Here is a 20,873-nt window from a genome sequence, read left to right as displayed (position 1 = left end):
CGAGAACCCCGCCCCGCGTTTGCGCTCGGCCAATGCGCCCATCTCGGTGTTGCCTCCAGCAACACACCGCATGCCGTAACCCATCCGAAGATCGAGTTCGGTGCCAAAGCTTGGTCGACCAAGCGTGCATTCGGTCGAACCGCACCACCCCGTCATCTGGGCCGGACCATGCTCGACACGAATTCGGAGGCGCCTTTCGATCGCTTGCAGGGGGTAGCGTCATTCGAGCCGGGATATGTGAGGTTTCGGTGGCTGCGCGACGGGCCTGGTGTGGTCCCGGGCGGGGTCCTGTCAGCAGCCGCGCCACGTGCGTAGTTCACGGATGAGGGGTGTCGATGACCGGCCAGAGTGTTAGCCGTTTCGGTGTCGCTGGCGCCGCCCTCGTGTTCACGATGGGGACGCTCGTGCCCGGGAGCGCGTCCGCGGATCCGGGCGCTCCAGTGGCGCCAGGGTCGCCGATCGATCCAGCGTCGGCGGTGCCGAAAACCATCGTGCTCGACGTTGAGGCCGGGAAGATGGTGTCGGTGGAGCCCGGCCTACCAGCCGGGGTCGCCGAAGTACCGATCGGTTTTATCGACAGTGCCGACTGGCACAAGTAAGGCCTGCATGCATGGCTGACCTTCCCGCAACGCAAGGTGTCCCGGTCGTGCGCGCAGACTTCAGCGACGACAGCACCTGGCGGCGACTCATGAAGGAGATCACCGCCCCAACGGAGGAGGGCTTCGGCGCTGACGTCGAGTTCGTCGAGGACCGGACGCTCGCAGGCCTGGATGCCGTGGCGATCGCGGCCGGTTACCGTCGTGCCTACCCGCATCAGTACCGGCACCCGATCCTGTTCGTGGTCGACGCTGTTGCCGTCTCAGCGCCGAACCACCCGCTCCTGGTCATCAACCTCAATGCCAGGGACAGCTCGGGACCGTTCAGAACCCTGCCACGGCAGGTGCAGTCGATCGAGAACAACCTGTCGATCGCAAACATGGACTACTTCGAGTTCGCGCGGTCCACCGGTCCAGACGGCGTCTTCCGAGGCTTCTGAACACCTTGCCGACCCGTCTGCTCAATACAGGGGGCACCTCGACTGGACGGTGCTGGTCTGCTGCGGATGGGGCGCCGCCACCGTGCTGACCCGGCCCGGCATGCTGTTCGTCGGGCAGGGCATCCTGGTCGAGGCGGGCACGGTCGCGATCGACCCGGCGTTGCGGAGCATCAGCCGCTGGTACCTCGGCCTCTGGGCCCTGGTTCGTGCTGGGTAGCCTGGCCTTCGGCGCGGCGGCGCGGGCGCACGTCCTGGCGTCGCCCGATCGGCGCCGCGAGCGCGCGGCCGGCATCGTCAGCGCCGCAGGCGGGCTCGGCCTCTCCGCGATCGCCCTCGTCGCGTGCATCGGATAGTGGCTTTCGCAGCCGTCAGCCGGGGCCGGGGTCGTGCAGGCGGCGCCACTCGGCCGAGGCGTCGCCGTAGCGGGCGCGGAAGCGCCGGCGTCACCACCGAGGTCCTCCTGGCCGCGGCCGCGCGTGACGACGGCGGAGGTTTCCGGCCGCGCCGACCGGAGCCTCGGCAACCGAAGAGTTCCGGCATCTGTCTGTTCTGTAACATCGTGGAGCCCTGACGGGTCCGGACCGAGTTGGAGTGCCTCCGTGCCGTTGCGCCGCATCGCCGTACTCGGGTTGACGATCCTGATACTGACCTTGACGCTCGGTGGCAGCCGCGGCGGCAGCGGCCCGCCCGCGCCTGCTGTGGCCGCGCCGGTCGCGGCGGTGCCGGTGGTCGCCGAGCACCGGGAGCCGACGGTCCAACCGAGCGTGCCGAGCCCCATGGCCTCGCCGTCCGTGTCGTCGCCGGTTGTCGCGACGGGTGACGGCCCGGCTGGGACGGTGCGCAAGACGGGGTCGGATGCGGTCGCGCTGACCTTCGACGACGGCCCGTGGGACGACACCCCCGCCGTGCTGGACCTGCTGGCCCAGCACCGCGTCAAGGCGACGTTCTGCATGGTCGGCCGGCAGGTCGCTGCGCGCGCTGAGATGGTCCGGCGGATGGTCGCCGAGGGGCACACCCTGTGCAACCACTCGTGGAGCCACGACGAGATGCTGCGCACCCGTACGCCTGATCAGATCAGATCCGACATGCAACGCACCATCGACGCGATCCGGGCGGTCGCACCCGGCGCGGTGATCGGCTACTTCCGCGCCCCTGGCGGCAACTGGTCGCCGGACATCGTGAGCATCGCGGCCGGTCTGGGCATGACGTCGATCTCGTGGACCGTCGACCCGCGGGACTGGAGCGGCCCGGGGGTCCAGTCGGTCGTGAATACCGTGCTGACGAAGACTCGTCCTGGTGGGATCGTGCTCCTGCACGACGGCGCGGGGCCGCAGACGGTCGCCGCGCTGCGAACGATCCTGCCCGACCTGGCGGGCCGGTTCACCCTGATCGCCCTCCCGGCGCCGACCAGCGTGGCCCAAACCTTGCGATAGGAGACCGCCGGGCAACTCAGCCGGTCCTGACGGCGGCCGGGCCGCACCCGGCCCGTCGGCTGGCTGTTGCTCAGCACCGAGTCGAGCGGTGGTCGGCAGCGGTTGCGCCGGGGTCGTCCTATCCACGGGCGGCCCATTGATCACGACCGGAACGGCAAGACATGGTCGCCTCGGCGGTATCCTCCACGAGTGCCGACATGCGCCTGACCTGTACGGAGGAGATCTTCGGCAAGGGCGAGATCCGGCTGGGCCGGTTGGCGTACCGCATCAGCGCTATCCTGTCGCGATACGGCCGTGTCGAGATGTCGAACACGGTTCGGTACCTCGAAAGGACTGTGCATGCCTCGCGTGGTACCGGCGGTCATCCGCGCCCTCGACATCCTCGAACTCTTCCTGGACCAGCCCCGGCTGTCGGCCCGCGAGATCGCCGAACGGCTCGGCCTGCCTCGGACCACCGTCCACGAGTTGCTCGTCACGCTGGTCGCCCGCTCGTATCTGATCTCGGTGCCCGGCCAACCGGTCCAGTTCCGGCTTGGCATGCCACTGTTCCAACTTGGTGCCGCGTTCGCCGGCCAGCTCGACCTGGTCCGCGAGGCGCAGGATGTGGCGCAGGACGTCGCTGCGGCCTGTGACGAGGCTGTGCACGTCGCTGTGCTCAGCGGCGCGGATGTGATCTACCTGGTGAAGGTCGACAGCACGCACCCGGTCCGGATGGTGTCCGCGGTCGGCCGGCGGCTGCCCGCGCACTGCACGGCCGTCGGCAAGATGCTGCTGTCGAGCCTCGACCCGAGCGACCTTGACGCGCTCCTGCCGCCCGGCGGCCTGTCCGCCATGACGCCGGACAGCATCACCGACCCGGACCGGTTCCGTGCCGAGCTCGATCGCATCCGCGCCGAGGGCGTGGCGGTCGACGACGGCGAGTCCGACAGCGCGGTCCGCTGTGTCGGAGCGCCGGTCCGCGACCACACCGGCAAGACGGTCGCGGCGATGAGTGTCTCCGCGCCGATCATCCGCTGGACGCCCACGGCGCACGCGGAGTGGACGCGGCTGGTCTGCGAGGGTGCCGTCGCGTTGTCGACCCGGCTGGGATACCGCGCACCGCGCTGACGCGCCCGTTCGGCGCACGATGTGGCCGACTGTCCATCGGCCTCATTGACACCTCTCACTCGGTCCTCTACCGTCGCGTCCTATCGAGATATCGAACTCCGTTCGAAATATCGAACACCGCGTTGAGATGTGCTCACGAGAACACGCCGCAGTGGATCGCGCTGTCCTGTGTGGACTGACGATCCTCGCCTACGGAAGGGAGTTCCGTATCACCCGATTCGACACCTGGCGTCCGTGGATCCCCGTTCTATTTCTAGTCACGAACATCAATGTCGCACGCATTTTTCCAGGTACCGAAGTCATTCGGATGTAACTGTTCAATGTGGGTATTGACCCGCCGCGATCAGCGGCCGTAGCGTGCGGCACGCGCAGAACAGTTCGGAAGTCGATCGAAAGTATCAGACCGTTCCGGCGGTGGAATTGGCACATCGCCGTCCCCGCACCGCTGAGCCTTCGGATCATTTGATGGCTTGCGACAAAGGAGGTAAATGGTCATGGAGAACAACCCGTCGTGGTCCCGGCGCGGCTTCCTGGGAGTGGGTTTGGGCGTGCTCGGCGCGGCTGGTCTGGCCGCATGTGGGGACAGTCCCTCGAAGTCGGCTCCGAAGGTGCAGCCGGAGGTTCCGCAGGAACTGCTCGACGCCGCGGCGTCGTTGAAGGGCTCCTTGATGGGGGTGCTGTCGCAGAAGCTGTACTCGACGGCGGCGAACGCTGCGCTCGACAGCTCGATCAAGACGTTCGCCGACGCCACCGGGACGAAGATCGAGAACAGTCTGGTCCAGGCCGACGCCGGTGATGTGGTGGCCAAGATCGACGCAGAGGTGAAGGGTGGTGTGGCGCGCGACCTGGCGTTCATGACCGACTCGCGGTTCGTGGCGCAGTTCCACGCGCTGGGCGACCTGGAGGATGTGACGGACGTCGTCAAGGCGCTCACGGCCAAGTACGGCGAGCCCACCGCGGAGTCCAAGAACTTCTGCGTCTTCGACGGCAAGTGGTTCGCCATCCCGTACCACTTCATCGGCATCGGGTCTTTCCTGCGCAAGGACTGGATGCAGGAGAAGGGCATCACCCCCAAGGAGATCTACACCTGGGAGGAACTGCGGGACCTGTGCCTGGCCATCTCCGATCCGGGCAAGCGCCGGTACGGCTGGGGCATGACCGTGAACCGGTCCGGTGACGCCAACGGCATGATCGAGGCACTGATCAACGCCTACGGCGGGTCGATCGTCGACAACGACGGCAAGAAGGTCTTCTTCGACTCGCCCGAGACGGTGCAGGCGGTGAGCTTCCTGGGCGACATCTACACCAACCCCAAGTACAAGCCGATGCTGCCGCCGGGCGTGGCCGCCTGGACCGACTCCAGCAACAACGAGAACTGGCTCGCCGGGATCCTCGGCTACACCCGCAACCAGTTCAGCGTCTACGCGGACTCCAAGACCAAGAAGAATCCCGTCTACGACAACACGCACGTCTTCGCCGACTGCATCGGACCCGCGACGGACAAGCCCCTCCTGCTCGGCCAGTCCCAGGGCTTCGTCATCTTCAAGGGCGCCAAGAACGCGGCGCTCGCCAAGCTCCTGGCGCAGTACCTGGTCAGCGCGAAGGCGCTGCTCGGCGTGGCGAAGGAGGCGCCCGGCCTGGCATTGCCCGCCTGGGAGAAGGTGTGGGATTCCGACCCGTTCTTCACCAGCGGCGACCCCGCGTTCCCCGTCCTGCGCAAGATCACCCAGCTGTCGCTGCCGCTGAAGACGAAGAACGGCCTGGCCTTCCCGCAGAAGGCCAACGCCGGTCAGCAGGCCGCCACCGCCGCGTACGTCCTCACCGACATGATGCAGCAGGTCGTCCAGGGCACGGCGCCCGACAAGGCCGTGACCGCCGCCCACGCCAAGATGGTGCAGATCTTCAACCAGCAGGGGCTGCCCCAGTGACATCGGTGCGGACCCCACCGCCCCCGGCGACGAAGACATCCCCGTCGCCGGGGCGCGGCTCCCTCACGACGACCCAGCGGCGGCTGGGTCGCGACTGGCGGCTGGCGGCGCTGTTCCTGGCGCCGATGGCCCTGCTGGTCGGCGGGCTCGTGCTCGTGCCGATCGGCCGTTCCGTCGTCACCAGCACGACGGAGCGGCACGGGCAGGACAGCGTGTTCGTCGGCCTGGGCAACTACATCGCCCTCGCCGGCGACGAGCAGTTCCGCACGGGCGTGCTGAACTCGTTCGTGTTCACCGCGTACGCCGAGGTGTTCAAGGTGGTGCTGGGTCTGTCCGCGGCACTCCTGTTGCACCATCGGCGGCGTGGCCGGGCCGTGCTGGCCGGGCTGCTCCTGCTGCCGTGGGTGGTGCCGACGGTGGTGACGGCGTTCAGCTGGCGCGCACTGCTCGACCCGATCTTCGGCAGCGTCAACACGCTGCTCACCGACTCGGGCATCGGCCCCCTGCTGGCCGCCGCGCACCTGGTCGACGAGTGGCCCGCGGGCTGGCTGTCCGACCCGTCGCTGGCCATGCCGTCGGTCATCCTCGTCAACGTGTGGAAGGGCGTGCCGTTCTTCACCGTCACGTTCCTCGCCGGGTTGAAGGCCATCCCCGCGGACCTCTACGAGGCGGCGACCATCGACGGCGCGTCATCGCTGCAGCGGTTCATCCACGTGACCCTGCCCGGCCTGCGCCACGTCATCACCGTGACGGTGACCCTGTCGTCGATCTGGACGTTCAACAACTTCGACCTCATCTGGCTGCTGACACAGGGCGGCCCGGGCGATGCGACCGCGCCGTATGTGCTCGTCGCCTACTCCAAGGCGATCCTGCAGCTGCAGTACGGCGCGGGAGCGGCAGTCACGCTCGTGATGCTGCCGGTCATCGGCGTGCTGGTGTTCGTCCTGGTCCGGTTGATGCGCCGCAACGACGCCGGCGCGCCCTCCCGACCGCCCGGGCCGGTGCGCAAGGCAATGCCATGGGCCATGGCCGTGACGGTCGCCGGTCTGCTGGCCTGGGCATCACCCCAGATCTTCTGGAAGGCCGCGGTGGTCCTCGCGGTGATCCTGCTGGTCGCCGCGGTCGTGGGCCGGGTGGTTACGGCGTTGCAAACCTGGGGGCACCGCCGGGCGTCGTCCCTGGTCTCGCGCCTGGGATCTGGTGTCGCGCTGGCCGGGCTGCTCGTCTTCGTGCTCGGCCCGCTGTACTGGATCGCCGTCACGGCCTTCAAGTCCGAGGACCAGATCGTCATGCACAACAGCGACCTGTGGCCGACGCCGTGGACCCTGCAACAGTTCGGTGACCTGTTCACCAACCAGCCCTTCGGCCGCTGGTACCTCAACACCGTGCTGGTGTCTCTGACGTCCACCGTGGCGGCACTGCTCTGCGCCGCCCTGGCCGGCTACGCACTGGCCCGGCTGCGGTTCCGCGGGGCGCAGAGCTTCACGGTCACGGTCCTGCTCACCTACGTGATGCCGGGAGCGCTGCTGTTCATCCCGCTCTACCAGCTGCTCATCGGCGTGCGGCTCAACGACTCGCTGTGGTCGCTGGTGCTGACCTACCCGACCTTCACGCTGCCGTTCGCCACCTGGCTGCTGACCGGCTACTTCTCCTCGATCCCCACCGAGCTCGAGGAGGCCGCGCTGGTCGACGGCTGCACCCGCCTCCAAGCGTTCCGCCGGGTGATGCTGCCGCTGGCAAAACCGGGCCTACTGGCAGTCGGACTGTTCACCCTCACCAATGCCTGGAACGAGTTCCTCTTCGCCTTCGTATTCCTCACCAAGGACGAATACAAGACGCTCCCCGTCGGAATGCAGGCGATGATCACCGGAGACGTCGTCCCGCAAGGACAGCTCGCCGCCGCGTCGCTGCTCGTCAGCATCCCCGTGGTACTGATGTACGCCTTCGGGCAACGCTTCCTGACCGAGGGCCTCACCGCGGGCGCGGTGAAGGGCTGACACCCGCCCGCCCCTGCGAAGGCAGCCCAGTGGACCCCGGCAGTCCGGGCAGCCCGGCCGACAACGCCGGTGGCGGGCTCCGCAGCCCCGGTCTCGGCATTGATTTCCGCCCGGACTGCCTGCTGACGAATTGCACGGACGACTTCAGAGAGTGCAGGCCTTGAACATCGTCAGGTACGAGTTGAACGGCGACGTCCACGTCGGACTTCATACTGATGGCGCGGTCGTCGAGGTCGAGGGCGTCTCGGCGCTGGCGCAGTTGTGGCATCTGCCGGCCACGCAGTTGCGGGCGCGGTTGTCCCGGTCCGTGTCGGGTCCTGTGGTGCCGCTGTCCGGGGTGCGGTTGCTGGCCCCGGTCGACGCGTCGACCGAGGTGTGGGCCTGTGGTGTCACCTATCGGGAGTCGCGGGAGGCCCGTATCGAGGACAGTGAGCGGGCCGCGGATGTGTATTCGCTGGTGTACGACGCGCAGCGACCGGAGTTGTTCTTCAAGTCGGTGCCGTGGCGGGTTCGCGGTCCTGGTGCGCCGATCGGTATCCGGGCTGACTCCGAGGTCGATGTTCCGGAGCCGGAGCTTGCTGTCGTGATCAATCGGTTCGGTGAGATCGTTGGTTACACGGTCTGCAACGACGTGTCGTCGCGCAGTATCGAGGGCGCGAATCCGTTGTATCTGCCGCAGGCGAAGACCTACTACGGGTCGTGTGCCCTCGGTCCGTGGATCACGCCTGCCTGGGATGTCAGCGATCCGTATGCACTCGCGATCGACCTTTCGATCGAACGGGACGGTCGCGAGCATTGGCGGGGACGTACCAGCACGTCGTCGCTGCACCGGCGGTTGGATGAGTTGGTCGGTTACATCATGCGTGGTGATGTTCATCCTGACGGTGCAGTGCTGTCCACCGGAACGGGTCTTGTGCCGCCGGCGCCGTTCACCCTGGCCGATGGCGACACGGTGCGGATCACCATCGACGCGATCGGTACTCTGACCAACCCGGTCCGGCGCGGAATCCCTCAGGCGGGGGCATCGTGATCGCCAGCATCGACCCGAGCACCGGCGCCACCACCGAGGTGTTCGACGTCCCCGCCGAGGACCTCGACCGGCTGGGCGAGCGCGCCCGCGCCGCACACCGCGAACTCGAAGGGGCCGGGCGCTCCGGCCGGGCGGCGATGCTGCGGGCCATGGCGGCGGCGGTCGAGGAGCGCCGCACGGCGCTGGTGGCGGTGGCCGACCGTGAGACGGGCCTGGGCCGGCAGCGGCTGAACGCGGAGCTGACCCGCACGGCGTACCAACTCGAGTTCTTCGCCGGCGTGCTCGACGACGGCGCGTACCTCGAGGCGGCCATCGACCACGCCGGTTCGACCCCGATGGGTCAGCGCCCGGATCTGCGCCGGATACTTGTCCCGCTGGGGCCGGTGGCGGTCTTCGGCGCCGCCAACTTCCCGTTCGCCTTCTCCGTTCCGGGTGGCGACACTGCCTCCGCGCTGGCCGCCGGCTGCTCCGTGATCGCGAAGGTCCACCCGGCCCACCCCGCCACCTCGCTGCTGTCCCGCGACGCGCTGCTGGCCGGCGCCCGGGCCGCGGGCCTGAGCACCGATGTGGTGTCGCTCGTGTACCGCGACGAGACCGCGGCGCGGCTCGTGCAGCACCCGGACATCACCGCGGTCGGCTTCACCGGCTCGCTGCGCGTCGGCCGGCTGCTCGCCGACCTCGCCGCCGCCCGGCCGGCGCCGATCCCCTTCTACGGCGAGGTCGGCGCGGTCAACACCTTCGTGGTCGGCCGCGCCGCCGCACGCGACCGCGGCGCGCAGATCGGCGACGGGCTCGCGGCCTCCTTCATGCTCGGCGTCGGGCAGTTCTGCACAAAGCCGGGGATCGCGGTCGTTCCGTCCGGTGCGGCCGGATCTGCGCTGACGCAGGCACTCGTCGACCGGGTCGCCGCGGCGGGCGCCGGCATCATGCTGAGCGAGCGCATCGCCGACGCGTACGCCGACGGGGCCGAGTCCCTGCTCGCCGCCGCCGGCGTCGAGGTGCTCGCCCGGGGCGGCGACGGGCCGGCCGAGGGCTTCCGGGGCTCGCCGCTGCTGCTGCGGGCCCGGCCGGACGCGCTCGAGGGCACGCTGCTGGAAGAGTGCTTCGGGCCGGAGCTGATCGTCGTCGAGTACGACACCGACGACGACGCCCTCACCACGCTGCGCCGTTTCGGGCCCGCGCTCACCGCGACCATCCACGCCGATGACGAGGACCGGCCGCTGGCCACCCGGCTGCTGGACCACGCACACCGCACGGCCGGGCGCGTGGTGTGGAACGGCTACCCGACGGGTGTGGCGGTCGCCTGGGCGATGCACCACGGCGGTCCCTACCCCGCCACCACCAACGCCCTGCACACCAGTGTCGGCGCGAGCGCGATCCGCCGCTGGCTGCGCCCTGTCTGCTTTCAGGACGTCCCCCAGGAACTGCTGCCGGACGAGCTGCGCGACGTCCCCGAGCACGGCCGCACCCCGCGCCGCGTCAGCGGAACGCTGGATCGCGGATGACCGTCGCGCCCTGTCACCCGGCAGACGACGGGAGTCTGCACCTTGCCATGTCCGATGTGGACGATGGTCTGATGCAATATTTCGTGGAATGTTGAGAGGAAGGCGCATGCAGCCACGTCGCAGCGCGCAGTGGTACGCGGGCAACGACCGCAACAGCTACATCCACCGGGCTTGGATGCGTCGAGGCCTGCCGGCCGACGCGTTCGACGGCCGGCCGCACATCGCGATCGCCAACACCGCCTCCGACCTGACCCCGTGCAACGCCCACCTCGACGAGGTCGCCCGCAGCGTCAGCGACGGCATCTACGAGGCCGGCGGCATCGCGTTGAACCTGCCGGTGGTGTCGCTGGGGGAGACGCAGGTGCGCCCGACGGCGATGCTGTGGCGCAACATGGCCGCGATGGCGACGGAGGAGATGCTGCGGGCCAACCCGATCGACGGCGTGGTCCTGCTCGGCGGCTGCGACAAAACCATCCCGTCCCTGCTGATGGCCGCCGCGTCGGTGGACCTGCCCGCCGTCGTGATGCCCGGCGGCCCGATGCTGACCGGGACCTTCCGCGGCGTCCCGCTGGGCTGCGGCACCGGTGTCTGGCAGCTGAGCGAGGAGGTCCGCGCCGGCACCCTGAGCGCCGCCGAGTTCGTTCGCTCGGAATCCTCGATGATCCGCAGCAAGGGTCACTGCAACACCATGGGCACCGCCTCCACCATGGGCCTGCTGGCCGAGGTGCTCGGCATGACCCGGCCCGGCGTGGCCGGCATTCCCGCGCCCGACAGCCGCCTGCTGGAGGCCGCCCACGCCACCGGTGTGCTCGTCGTGGAGATGATCGAAGCCGGTCGGCGGCCCAGTACCGTGCTGTCCCGGGGCTCGTTCCTCAACGCGATCGTGGCCCTCGCCGCCCTCGGCGGCTCCACCAACGCGGTGGTCCATCTGCTGGCCATCGCCGGCCGGCTCGGCGTCGAGCTCACGCAGGACGACTTCGACCGTACCGGCTCGCACGTGCCGCTCCTCGTGGACCTCCAACCGGCCGGCCGCTTCCTGATGGAGGACCTGTACCGGGCCGGGGGCCTGCACGCGGTCCTCAATGAGGTCCGCGACCTGCTCGACCCGGCCGCGCTCACCGTCACGGGGCGGCCGCTGGTGGAGCACCTCGACACCGCGCGGGTCTACGACCGCGAGGTCATCCGCCCGCGGGAACAGCCGCTGCAGCCGGCCGCCGGGATCGCGGTCCTGTACGGCAACCTCGCGCCGGACGGTGCCGTCATCAAGCCCGCCGCCGCCTCACCGGAACTGCTCTCGCACCGCGGTCCGGCGGTCGTCTTCGACTCGATCGAGGATCTGCACGCCCGCCTCGACGATCCGGACCTCGGCGTCACCGCCGACTCGGTGCTGATCCTGCGCGGCTGCGGCCCGAAGGGCTACCCCGGCATGCCGGAGGTCGCCAACCTGCCGCTACCGGCCAAGCTGCTCGCCGAGGGCGTCCGGGACATGGTCCGCATCTGCGACGGCCGGATGAGCGGCACTGCGTACGGAACCGTCGTCCTGCACGTCACGCCGGAGGCCGCCGTCGGCGGGCCGCTGGCCAAGGTCCGGACCGGCGACATGATCATTCTCGACGTCGCGGGCCGGCGCCTCGACGTCGACATCCCCGACGCCGAGCTCGCCGCCCGAGAGCCCGCCGCCGCCGCCGTGAACGCCTTCGCCCGCCCACGGCGCGGCTGGGAGCGCCTCTACGTGGACACCGTCGGCCAGGCCAACATCGGCGCCGACCTCGACTTCCTGCTCGGCTCCAGCGGCGATGAGGTCTCCCGCGAATCCCACTGACGAGGAACCCCGGTGAACATCCCCCACACCGCCGCCATCGCCGGCGACACGTGCATCATCAAGCGGACCTGGTGATGCACGTGCGCCGGCCGCATACAGAGGGCCTTGCTGTCAGCGCTGCAGCGTCAGCACGCCCGGCCGCCACGGCAGCAGGTTGTAGTCGCCGCCCGCGCTGGGGTTCTTGCCCTGGTACAGGAACTGCAGGTTGCACGGGTCGATGGTCTTGGTCTGGTCGGGGTTGGTGCGGACCAGGTCACCGTGGCTGATGTCGTTGGTCCATGACGCACCGCTGTTCGCCTTGCCGGCGAAGGGGTTGCTCTCGCTGGCGGCCTGCGGGGTCCACGACCCGCTCAGGCTGCTGGACGTGAACGACCGGAAGTAGCGGCCCTGGCTGCCGATCGCCTCGACGATCATCAGGTACTGGTTCTGCCCCTGCACCTTGTAGACCTCGACCGCCTCGAACAGGTTGTTCGTCGAGTCGCTCATGATCGTCGTGTAGCTGGAACCGAAGTTGCCCGGGAAGTTCCCGATCGGCATGCTGGCCCGGTAGATCTTGCCGTTGTCACCGGCGAAGAACAGGTACATGTTCTGACCATCACCGATGAGCGTCTGGTCGATGACGCCGGTGCTCGAGCCGGTGATGCTGCCGGTGAACAGCGCCTGCGGCGACGACCAGCCGTTGGGGTTGGTCGGGTCGCTGGACGTCTTGTAGTTGAACGCGTTCGGACCCCACTGGTAGGCCAGCACCCACACGTTCTTCGGCGCGAAGTAGAACAGCGTCGGCGCCACCGTGCCCTGGCTCATCCCGGTCTGGGTGGCCGAACCCATGTCCGACCAGTTGGTGAACAGGCCGAAGCTCATCGAGCCGTACGACCCTCCACTGGAGACGTTCGACGCGTAGACCAGGTGCTTGCCGTTGTAGACGACATTGGTGAAGTCCTTCAGCGACACCCACCCGGACTTCGGGTTGGCCAGCGCGCCGGTCGACGACCAGCGATACGTCGACGGCAGTGAACAGTTCCCGCTCGGGCTGGTGCTCGGGCTGGCGCTGGCACTGCGGCTCGGGCTGGCGCTGGTCGAGCCGGGCGAGCTCGGCGAACCGCCGACCGGGCCGTTGCAGGCGGTGCCGTTGAGCGCGAAGTCGGTGGGGACCGGGTTCGAGCCGTTCCAGGAGCCGTTGAACCCGAAGGCGGCGTTGCCGTTGGTGGGGATGCTGCTGTTGTAGGTGGCATTGGTGACGGTGACCTGGGCGCCGGACTGGGCGACCGAGCCGTTCCAGAGCTGCGTGACGGTCTGTCCGGCGCCGAACGTCCAGGTGAGGCTCCAGCCGTTGACGGCGTCGCCGTAGTTGGTGACGGTGACATTGGCGTTGAAGCCACCCGGCCAGGAGCTGGACACGACGTATTCGACACGGCAGCCGGCGGCCGCCTGAGCGGTGTTCGCGGTCAGCACCGCGGCGGTCCCGGCCACGGTGAGGCCCGCCGTACAGGCGACCACCACCCAGGACCGCGAGCGAGGGAACTTCATCAGGTCCTCCGGAGAAACGGGGCGTGGTCGGGCGGCGCGTCAGCCGCCCGTGCGGTCGACCGTCTCGCACGCCTCCGTCCGGTCAGACAGCGGAGAGCCATCCGGCGGAGAAAGCTCCGGGTGGGACCGGCCGGATACTCGGAAGCGGGAGACAGACGTCCGCGAATGTTATCGCTCACATGTGTGCCGTCAAGTGACGCGGGAATGCTCGAGACTTTCGAAAGACGCGTCATGTTTATCTGCCGACGGCAGGTAGGCCAACGTCCGGCGTCACGCCGAGCGAGGGACGCTGTGCCGGACCGCGCTCAAGCGTGTGATCCGCAAGTTCTGCAAGGAGCCGCGATTGCCGCCGGCTCCGGTGCGGTGCGCCCGGAAATGGCCGAGCCCTGCGACCGGCACGGCAAAAGTGTTATGTGCGGTACTGCCGCGCAGTCGCGTGTGATGACGTGAAACTTCCATTCCTGGTCGTTTACTCCACCCGGTCCCGAAGGAGTTTCGGAATATGTTGTCTTCGCGTGATGGCCGTGACAACATCGGCGCGCACGAATCCCCCGTACGGCATCGCCCGGCGTTGCACCGCGACGTCCGGCGTGACGTGTTCGTGGAAGGAATCGCACGATGTCAAGACGCAGAGGTTCGCTCGTCGCGGTAATCGCGGCGGCGCTCGTCGTGGTCGCGGCCGGGTGGCAGGCCAGCGGCCACGACGCGACCGCGGAGGCGAGTACCAGCGGCACGCTCGCCACCACCGCCGGATGCGGCAAGGCTCCGACCCTCACGAGCGGCACCCGCTCCATCCAGAGCGGCGGCCAGAATCGTACGTACATCCTCAGAGTCCCCGACAACTACAACAACAGTCATCCGTACCGGCTGGTCTTCGGACTGCACTGGTTGAACGGCTCCGCCAATGCCGTCGCCTCGGCCGGCTACTACGGGCTGCAGCCGTTGTCGAACAACAGCACCATTTTCGTGGCGCCCCAGGGCATCGACAACGGCTGGGCCAACACCGGCGGCCGTGATCTGACGCTCGTCGACGATCTGACCAGCCTCATCGAGAACGGTCTGTGTGTTGACACCGCCCAGGTGTACGCGATGGGCTGGAGCTACGGCGGCGCGATGAGCTATGCGCTCGCCTGCGCCAGGCCGAACGTCTTCCGCGCGGTCGCGGTGCTGTCCGGCGCGAACCTGAGCGGATGCAACGGCGGCACGCAGCCCGTCGCCTACCTGGGCATCCACGGCACGCACGACAGCGTGCTGAACATCTCGAACGGACGGTCGTTGCGCGACACGTTCGTCAGGAACAACGGGTGTACCGCGCAGAACCCGCCCGAGCCGGGGCAGAACAGCCTCACGCACATCGCCACGAGCTACTCGGGCTGCCGGGCCGGATACCCGGTGCGCTGGATCGCGTTCGACGGAGACCACACACCCAGCCCGGTGGATGGTTCCACCAGCCCCAACGACTCCCGGACCTGGACGTCCGGGGAGGCCTGGCGGTTCTTCACGCAGTTCGAGAGCACCACGCCGCCGAGCTCGACCCCGCCGAGCTCGCCGTCCTCGTCGCCGTCGACCCCGGCGTCATCCTCGCCGCCCCCGCCGTCCGGTGCCAAGCGCATCGTCGGCGCGCAGTCGGGTCGGTGCGTCGACGTGCCGAACTCCTCGCGCACCAACGGCACGCGCGTGCAGCTGTACGACTGCCACAGCGGGACGAACCAGCGGTGGACGCTCACGTCGAGCCGCCAGCTGACCGTGTACGGCAACGTGTGCCTGGACGCCGCCGGGTCCGGCAACGGGTCGGCCGTGCAGATCTACAGCTGTAACGGCCAGGCCAACCAGCAGTGGAACGTCAACAGCAACGGCACCATCACCGGCGTGCAGTCCGGTCGGTGCCTGGACGTCTGGGGCACCGGCAACGGCCAGCAGATCCAGCTCTACGACTGCAACGGCCAGGCCAACCAACGCTTCAGCCTCAACTGACCCGCCATGTCGCCGGTGGTCGAACGGCCACCGGCGACATCTTCAACGGTAACGGCCACGACCACGTCACCGCGGCCGACCGGTACGGCCTCATCAGGAAGGGCAGGGCCTTTGCGTAGTCGGTTGGCGGATGGCTGAGCTGGGTATGTCCGGGTGTCTGTGTCGGGTCCGGGATGATGCAGGGCATGCGCGATCAACGCCGTTGCGCTCCGCGTCCGACCTGCCGCGCTCGGTCCCGTTGCGTCAGCAGTCGTAGCGACCGTTGGCGGACGTCGACGTAGCGCTCGTGCACCTCCGGGGTGCCGGCGGTGGCTACCTCCTCGGCCGCGACAGGCCAGTGCGGCGGCTCGGCACCGCCGGACAGCGCCCAGGCCGCCTGACGTGCCGCGCCGAGCGCGACGTACTCGCCGGGGCTCGGCACGCTCACCGGCGCGTCGAACAGCGCCGGCGCGACCGCCCGTACCGCGCGGGACTTGGCCGCGCCGCCGATCAGCAGCACCCGGTCGACCGGGGTGCCCTGGGCGCGGAGCGCGTCGAGGGCGTCGGCGAGGCCGCCGAGCATGCCCTCCACCGCGGCCCGCGCCAGGTTCGCCGGCGACGCGTTCGCCCGGGTCAGCCCGGCGAGCAGACCGCGCGCGTCGGGCAGGTTGGGGGTACGTTCCCCGTCCAGGTACGGCAGGAGCGTCAACCCGCCCGCGCCCGGCGGCGCCGAGAGCGCCAACTCGTCGAACTCGGCCAGCGACCGGCCCAGCAGGTCGGCGACCGTGCCCAGCACCCGGGCCGCGTTGAGCGTGCACACCAGCGGCAGGAACCGGCCGGTCGCGTCGGCGTAGCCGGCCACCAGCCCGCTCGCGTCGGCGGTCGCAACCTCGCTCACCCCGAACGCGCATCCCGAGGTGCCCAGCGACACCACCACGTCGCCGGGCCGCAGGCCGACGCCGAGCGCCGCGGCCATCGTGTCACCGGTGCCGGCGGCGAGCACCGCACCGGACGCGGTCTCGCCGACCGTCTCGGCGGGCCCAGCGACCCGGGGCACAGCCAGGTCCCGGCCGAAGGCGAGCCTCACCAGGTCCCGGCGGTACTCCCCGGTCGCCGGCGACCAGTACCCGGTGCCGGAGGCCTCGCCGCGGTCGGTCGTCGGCTCGCCCCCGTCCGCGCGCAGCCGGTGGGTGAGCCAGTCGTGCGGCAGCAGCACTGTGGTGGTCCGGGCCGCGAGATCCGGCTCGGCGCGGGCGAACCAGCGCAGCTTGGTGACCGTGAAGCTGGCCACCGGCACCAGCCCGACCGCGTCGGCCCACGCCTGCGGGCCGCCGAACTCGTCGGTGAGGTCGACCGCGGCGCGCGCCGAGCGGGTGTCGTTCCACAGCACAGCGGGACGCACCACTTCGCCGGCCTCGTCGAGGCAGATCATGCCCTGCTGCTGCCCGCCGACGCCGATCGCGGCGACACCGTCCAGCAGCCCAGCGCTGGCCTGCTCGTACGCGGCCCACCACAGGCGCGGATCGGCCTCGGTACCGTCGGGGTGCGGCGCGCGGCCCTCGCGGAGCACCTCGCCGGTGTCCGCGTCGCACACCACGACCTTGGTCGACTGGGTCGACGTGTCGACCCCGGCAACCAGGGTCATCGCACGCCCCGCAGGTGTTCCATAGTCAGTTGATCGAGACGCTCGAACGCCATGCCGGCGGCTTCGACCGGGTCGACGGGGGCGCGGGTGGCGTCACCGAAGTCGTCGCGGGCGGACCAGCCGACCGTCCACAAACCCAACGAGAACTTGTGCTGCGGAGTAGGCGTGAAGCCACTCATGGCGGTGCCTCCGTCGTTCGCGGTTGAACCGACTTTACGCACACCAACCGGTTAGTTCAATATCCTTCCAAACCTCGGCCGGGCGCTGCCGGAATGCTGCAACGATCGCCCGATGCTGATGGGTGCCCGCAAGATCGCTCCCGCGCTGGCGGCGGGCTGCACGACGATCACCAAGCCAGCGGCCCAGACGCCACTCACCATGCTGTTTCTGGCCCGCATCATGGAGGAGGTCGGCGTCCCCCCGAGTGGATGTACGCGATGATCCATGGGCTCGGTCGCGCCGCCAACGAGGAAGCCCTGGTCGGACGCAGAACCGCCGATGAAGCCGGTCGGTTGCTCTCCCGCACCCTGACGCACGCTTTCGTCGCCCGCCGTGACGGTTGAGCGAAATCCTACTTGTCCAATAGGATGCATCGGTGGCATTGGCCGGGCGTACGACCTTCGCGGTGGACGAGGTCACCAGCCTCGTGCGCGACCTCATCGGGATCGACACGTTGACGGTGACCAGCACCCGCAGGCCGCCGTCGCGGTACGCCCCCACGGTCGTGGGCTCGGCGACGGCCGCGGTGATCGGCGCGCGCCAGCGGAACACGCCGAGTTCGGCGCAGTGCTGGACGAGGTCGGCGACGTCGGTGCCGAAGCTGTGCGTGTGTAGCGCGAGGAGTTCCGGGAGTCCGAGATCGTCCAGGTGCGTGGAGTCTGGCTCCGTGTCGTCCGTGAAGGTTCCAGTTGCGTTCGGTGTCGGTGACCGGGAACGGGTCGCCTGACCATGGTTGGTGCAGCGCCGCTGTCCTGGTGAACAGCTGCCCGGGCTTGAGGTGTGGCTCGGCGACCTGCAGTCCCGGCGCGCTGACGCGGCCGGGTGCGGCGCGTTGATCGGGCCGGTCCAGGACCTGGCCGCCATCATCGGGGAGGAGCGCCGGGAAGGAGCCGGGGTGCGGGAGAGGCCCGGGGCGTGGTTGGTGGCGTCGGTTCAGCGGGCCGTCCGCCGATGACAGGCGGCTCAGCTATGCGGCCCAGCGCTTGTGTGACGGCTTGCGGACGCGCTTGCGGGAGAGGATCCACAGCGCTTCGACGCCGTCCTTCCAGGTGATCTTCTTGCCTTCTTCGCGGGTGCGGGCGCGGTAGCCGATCGGCACCTCGTAGGGGCGGTGCCGGTCGCGCAGCAGCTTGCCGGTGACCTCGGCCTCCATGCCGAATCCATCGGTCTTGTCGTGGCTGTGCGCTTTGGCGTACTTGGCGCAAAAGTCAGCAGGGCTCTCGTAGAGCATCGGAACCTCCTCCTTGGTCCTGCCTCAAGTTGGACCGTTGACGCTGACGGGCGAGCAGAGTGCCGGTCGGCCGTAGGCCGCGATGATTCCGCCTTGTCGTGCAACACGGGTGGCGCGCAGCTTCGTGTTAGGGGTGAGCAGGGAGGCGAGTTGACATTCGAGGAGTACGTGGCGGCGCGGTTGCCGGCGCTGCTGCGGCAGGCGACGGTGCTGGCCGGCGATCCGCACGTGGCTGAGGATGTCGTCCAGGACGTCCTCATCAAGGCGCAGCCGAAGTGGGCGCGGATCTGCGAGTTGGACGCACCGGACGCGTACCTGCGCAAGATGATCGTGAATGAGCTGCTGTCCGCCCGGCGGCGGGTGGCTGCCGCCCTCCGCCGGGAACGGGCCCAATGGCCGGCACCGGCCCAGAATGACGTCGACGTGATCGTGCTGCGTGAGGCGATCCTGCAGGTGATCCGTACCCTCCCGGTCCGTCAGCGCCTCGTGATCGCGCTGCGCTTCTACGAGGACATGTCCGACGCCGACATTGCCGCGTTACTGGACTGCACCGAGGGGACGGTGCGTAGTCAAGCGTCGCGTGCGCTGGCCAAACTGCGTGAGATGGCGGCGACGCAACCAGTACTGGAGGACAAATGATCGACGCCGATGCCATCCGAAGCGCCTTCGCCGCCCTCGCCGACGAGGCCCCACCACCGGAGCGGATCCACGCTTCGCTGGCCGTCCGCGCGCGCCGGCACCGCCAGCGCCGGCTGGTCCTGCGGCTCGCCGGCGCCGGTACGGTCGCGGCCGCCACCGGCGTCGCGGCGGCTGGAGTGTGGCGCTTCACCCGGCCGCCGGAGTCGAGGTTTCCGGTGCTGTACGCCGGTCCCGGCGGCGGCTGGCTGGAGGTTCCCCTGCGCTTCCGTCCGACATGGCTGCCCCGTGGGTACGGCGAAGGGCAACGTGGCGTCGTCGTGGATGGGACGCAGGCACCCGTGGTCTCGCGGGGCTGGCAGACAGGCGACATGAGCCAGGGGATCTCGTTGATGGTCGGCTGGCACTCATCGCTCGATCCCGACCGGCCGAACGGTCCACTGACAACGATCGACGTCAATGGAGTGCCAGGTCGGCTCGTCCAGGTCGGCGATCAGACTCTCGGCACGTTCCTCACCTGGCAGCCGCCTGGCCAGCCGCAGCTGTTGATCAGCGTACACACCGATGATGGCGCGGACGCCCAACAGAACCTGGCCGTCCGGGTCGCGCGCTCACTGCGGCCGGATCCGGGAGTCACCTCGGTCGGCCCGCGCTTCGGCTGGCTGCCGCTCGACCTTGCTGCCGCGCCCTGGCGGCTGGCACACGGATTTGCAGGCACCGACTGGGTCCAGGATGTGAGGGTGAGCGGCACCGGCGGACGGCAGCTCATCATCAGCATGGGGACCAGCGCCGAGATGCGCCTGGCGAACACGTTCACCAGCGAACCGGTCCGCATCCGCGACTGGAGCGGCTGGCAGGTGCCGGCGATGGGACAGCTCTTCCTGGTGCTGCCCGACGGCATCGAGGTGTCCGCCCAACTCGACGATGGACCCGGCGGCGAACAGGTCATGCCCACCCTGATCCGGATCATCGAGGAGTTTGAGTTCGGACCATGGCCGGACATGAGCTGGATCGGTGGACGTTGAGGTTCAGGCCCGACCACCCGGCGGGCACGTGGCCCTACCGGAAAGTTGACGTTGTCTCACTGAAGTTGGTGCTGGTTCAGGTCGTCCGCGTCTTCGCCGTAGATCTCGTAGTGGTCGCCGTTCGTCATCACCACTTCGATCGCTGGATCAAGCTGTCGTATGCCCATTGAACCGGCTGAGTGTTTTCCCAACCGGCTTCCGTGTACTCCTTGAGCACGTAGTCGGCTTCGGCCTTCACCACGTCAGGACCAATCGGCCTGATGCGGTCCAACCGGTCAACTACGCCCCACGCCGCCTGGTCGGGGCCGTTGCTGCCCGGGATGAATACCAGGTCGCCCGGTGCGATGGCCTCCGGTCATTCCCGCGAACCGCATGGCCGCGGCCTACACCGCCGGAGCGCTCACCGGCGGCCCCCGGGTCGCGCTCCTGGTGGTCATGATGGTCACGTTCGCGCTGGGCGAGTGCGCGTACAGCCCGGCGTTCTACACCGTCGTCGAGCGGATCGCGCCGAAGGGCACGCTCGGCCGCTCGTCCGGCGCGGCGTGGGCGGTGTTCCAGGTCGGCAACACCATCGGCCCGCCGATCGCGGTGTTCCTGGTCGGCGGCGACGTGCCGTTCTGGCTCGTACTGGCGACGGCCGCGGTGGCCGCCGCGGCGCTGGTGCTGATCGTCGCCCGGCGGATGCACGCGGCACCCGAGCCGGCGCTCGCCGCGCGGTGACGCCGGCCGCCCGGCCGAGCCCGTTCCTGACGCTGCCGGGGGAGACACATCGTGGCCGC

Annotated in this window: 19 protein-coding genes and 1 pseudogene; 16 read left to right on the top strand and 4 right to left on the bottom strand. The window is 69.2% G+C overall.

Annotation, left to right across the window (positions count from 1 at the left end; genetic code table 11):
* Window positions 1-335: 335 nt before the first annotated feature.
* The 11 genes from ACQEVZ_RS07440 (at window position 336) to ACQEVZ_RS07390 (ending at window position 11,858) form a co-directional block, all read left to right on the top strand.
* Window positions 336-599, top strand: a complete 264-nt coding sequence (locus ACQEVZ_RS07440) for a hypothetical protein (protein ID WP_433363069.1) — start codon at window positions 336-338, stop codon at window positions 597-599.
* Window positions 600-610: 11 nt separating this feature from the next.
* Window positions 611-1,036 (top strand): DUF6924 domain-containing protein, encoded by a 426-nt coding sequence (locus ACQEVZ_RS07435; protein ID WP_433363066.1) that lies wholly within the window; start codon window positions 611-613, stop codon window positions 1,034-1,036.
* A 49-nt stretch (window positions 1,037-1,085) separates the two neighbouring features.
* Window positions 1,086-1,253, top strand: coding sequence for a hypothetical protein (locus ACQEVZ_RS07430; protein WP_433363063.1), 168 nt, complete (start codon window positions 1,086-1,088; stop codon window positions 1,251-1,253).
* On the top strand, window positions 1,243-1,389 hold the full coding sequence (locus ACQEVZ_RS07425; RefSeq protein ID WP_433363060.1) for a hypothetical protein: 147 nt from the start codon (window positions 1,243-1,245) through the stop codon (window positions 1,387-1,389). Before ACQEVZ_RS07430 ends, ACQEVZ_RS07425 begins: the two co-directional genes overlap by 11 nt.
* Before the next feature lie 276 nt (window positions 1,390-1,665).
* On the top strand, window positions 1,666-2,469 hold the full coding sequence (locus ACQEVZ_RS07420) for a polysaccharide deacetylase family protein (protein WP_433363057.1): 804 nt from the start codon (window positions 1,666-1,668) through the stop codon (window positions 2,467-2,469).
* A gap of 339 nt (window positions 2,470-2,808) precedes the next feature.
* Window positions 2,809-3,576, top strand: a complete 768-nt coding sequence (locus ACQEVZ_RS07415; protein WP_344515474.1) for an IclR family transcriptional regulator — start codon at window positions 2,809-2,811, stop codon at window positions 3,574-3,576.
* A gap of 608 nt (window positions 3,577-4,184) precedes the next feature.
* Window positions 4,185-5,504, top strand: a complete 1,320-nt coding sequence (locus ACQEVZ_RS07410; protein WP_433363053.1) for an extracellular solute-binding protein — start codon at window positions 4,185-4,187, stop codon at window positions 5,502-5,504.
* Entirely contained in the window at window positions 5,501-7,501 is a 2,001-nt protein-coding gene (locus ACQEVZ_RS07405) for an ABC transporter permease subunit (RefSeq protein ID WP_354904540.1), read from the top strand. The genes ACQEVZ_RS07410 and ACQEVZ_RS07405 overlap by 4 nt, the downstream gene beginning before the upstream one ends.
* Window positions 7,502-7,661: 160 nt before the next feature.
* Window positions 7,662-8,531, top strand: a complete 870-nt coding sequence (locus ACQEVZ_RS07400) for a fumarylacetoacetate hydrolase family protein (protein ID WP_433363049.1) — start codon at window positions 7,662-7,664, stop codon at window positions 8,529-8,531.
* Window positions 8,528-10,036, top strand: a complete 1,509-nt coding sequence (locus ACQEVZ_RS07395; protein WP_433363046.1) for an aldehyde dehydrogenase family protein — start codon at window positions 8,528-8,530, stop codon at window positions 10,034-10,036. Before ACQEVZ_RS07400 ends, ACQEVZ_RS07395 begins: the two co-directional genes overlap by 4 nt.
* 106 nt (window positions 10,037-10,142) lie before the next feature.
* A complete protein-coding gene (locus tag ACQEVZ_RS07390) occupies window positions 10,143-11,858 on the top strand; it encodes a dihydroxy-acid dehydratase (RefSeq protein WP_433363043.1) in 1,716 nt (571 codons plus the stop codon).
* 111 nt (window positions 11,859-11,969) lie between these two features.
* Here the strand turns inward: ACQEVZ_RS07390 and ACQEVZ_RS07385 are convergent, their stop codons facing one another.
* The gene (locus ACQEVZ_RS07385) at window positions 11,970-13,385 is read right to left on the bottom strand and encodes a non-reducing end alpha-L-arabinofuranosidase family hydrolase (protein WP_433363040.1); all 1,416 of its coding nucleotides are present in this window, start codon (window positions 13,383-13,385) and stop codon (window positions 11,970-11,972) included.
* Between the two features lie 618 nt (window positions 13,386-14,003).
* Here ACQEVZ_RS07385 and ACQEVZ_RS07380 point away from each other — a divergent pair.
* Window positions 14,004-15,359 (top strand): ricin-type beta-trefoil lectin domain protein, encoded by a 1,356-nt coding sequence (locus tag ACQEVZ_RS07380; RefSeq protein ID WP_433363037.1) that lies wholly within the window; start codon window positions 14,004-14,006, stop codon window positions 15,357-15,359.
* Between the two features lie 193 nt (window positions 15,360-15,552).
* On the opposite strand, the gene xylB is transcribed toward ACQEVZ_RS07380, so the two are convergent.
* Both xylB and ACQEVZ_RS07370 read right to left on the bottom strand, forming a co-directional pair.
* Window positions 15,553-16,983, bottom strand: coding sequence for a xylulokinase (gene xylB / locus ACQEVZ_RS07375; protein ID WP_433363034.1), 1,431 nt, complete (start codon window positions 16,981-16,983; stop codon window positions 15,553-15,555).
* The gene (locus ACQEVZ_RS07370) at window positions 16,980-17,162 is read right to left on the bottom strand and encodes a hypothetical protein (RefSeq protein ID WP_433363032.1); all 183 of its coding nucleotides are present in this window, start codon (window positions 17,160-17,162) and stop codon (window positions 16,980-16,982) included. The genes xylB and ACQEVZ_RS07370 overlap by 4 nt, the downstream gene beginning before the upstream one ends.
* Before the next feature lie 112 nt (window positions 17,163-17,274).
* On the opposite strand from ACQEVZ_RS07370, the gene ACQEVZ_RS07365 reads away from it, so the two are divergent.
* Entirely contained in the window at window positions 17,275-17,424 is a 150-nt protein-coding gene (locus ACQEVZ_RS07365; protein ID WP_433363029.1) for an aldehyde dehydrogenase family protein, read from the top strand.
* Window positions 17,425-18,169: 745 nt separating this feature from the next.
* Here the strand turns inward: ACQEVZ_RS07365 and ACQEVZ_RS07360 are convergent.
* Window positions 18,170-18,364 (bottom strand): annotated as a pseudogene (locus tag ACQEVZ_RS07360) (glycosyltransferase family 2 protein); the annotation flags it as partial.
* Window positions 18,365-18,583: 219 nt separating this feature from the next.
* Between ACQEVZ_RS07360 and ACQEVZ_RS07355 the strand changes: the two are divergent.
* From ACQEVZ_RS07355 to ACQEVZ_RS07345, 3 genes are all read left to right on the top strand, one after another.
* Window positions 18,584-19,072 (top strand): SigE family RNA polymerase sigma factor, encoded by a 489-nt coding sequence (locus ACQEVZ_RS07355; RefSeq protein ID WP_433363026.1) that lies wholly within the window; start codon window positions 18,584-18,586, stop codon window positions 19,070-19,072.
* Window positions 19,069-20,094, top strand: coding sequence for a hypothetical protein (locus ACQEVZ_RS07350; RefSeq protein WP_433363023.1), 1,026 nt, complete (start codon window positions 19,069-19,071; stop codon window positions 20,092-20,094). Before ACQEVZ_RS07355 ends, ACQEVZ_RS07350 begins: the two co-directional genes overlap by 4 nt.
* 339 nt (window positions 20,095-20,433) lie before the next feature.
* Window positions 20,434-20,814 (top strand): hypothetical protein, encoded by a 381-nt coding sequence (locus ACQEVZ_RS07345; protein ID WP_433363020.1) that lies wholly within the window; start codon window positions 20,434-20,436, stop codon window positions 20,812-20,814.
* Window positions 20,815-20,873: the final 59 nt, after the last annotated feature.

It is taken from the genome of Dactylosporangium sp. CA-152071, assembly GCF_050936335.1.
Taxonomy (GTDB): Bacteria; Actinomycetota; Actinomycetes; order Mycobacteriales; family Micromonosporaceae; genus Dactylosporangium; species Dactylosporangium maewongense.
The sequence above is the reverse complement of the archived record's forward strand: the minus strand, read 5'-3'. Positions and strand labels throughout refer to the sequence as shown.

What these genes read in the sequence shown, in the direction of transcription:
- xylB (WP_433363034.1), bottom strand. Translation starts at nt 16,983, where the DNA reads ATGACCCTGGTTGCCGGGGTCGACACGTCGACCCAGTCGACCAAGGTC.
- ACQEVZ_RS07385 (WP_433363040.1), bottom strand. Translation starts at nt 13,385, where the DNA reads ATGAAGTTCCCTCGCTCGCGGTCCTGGGTGGTGGTCGCCTGTACGGCG.
- ACQEVZ_RS07370 (WP_433363032.1), bottom strand. Translation starts at nt 17,162, where the DNA reads ATGAGTGGCTTCACGCCTACTCCGCAGCACAAGTTCTCGTTGGGTTTG.
- ACQEVZ_RS07435 (WP_433363066.1), top strand. Translation starts at nt 611, where the DNA reads ATGGCTGACCTTCCCGCAACGCAAGGTGTCCCGGTCGTGCGCGCAGAC.
- ACQEVZ_RS07380 (WP_433363037.1), top strand. Translation starts at nt 14,004, where the DNA reads ATGTCAAGACGCAGAGGTTCGCTCGTCGCGGTAATCGCGGCGGCGCTC.
- ACQEVZ_RS07415 (WP_344515474.1), top strand. Translation starts at nt 2,809, where the DNA reads ATGCCTCGCGTGGTACCGGCGGTCATCCGCGCCCTCGACATCCTCGAA.
- ACQEVZ_RS07350 (WP_433363023.1), top strand. Translation starts at nt 19,069, where the DNA reads ATGATCGACGCCGATGCCATCCGAAGCGCCTTCGCCGCCCTCGCCGAC.
- ACQEVZ_RS07440 (WP_433363069.1), top strand. Translation starts at nt 336, where the DNA reads ATGACCGGCCAGAGTGTTAGCCGTTTCGGTGTCGCTGGCGCCGCCCTC.
- ACQEVZ_RS07365 (WP_433363029.1), top strand. Translation starts at nt 17,275, where the DNA reads ATGCTGATGGGTGCCCGCAAGATCGCTCCCGCGCTGGCGGCGGGCTGC.
- ACQEVZ_RS07390 (WP_433363043.1), top strand. Translation starts at nt 10,143, where the DNA reads ATGCAGCCACGTCGCAGCGCGCAGTGGTACGCGGGCAACGACCGCAAC.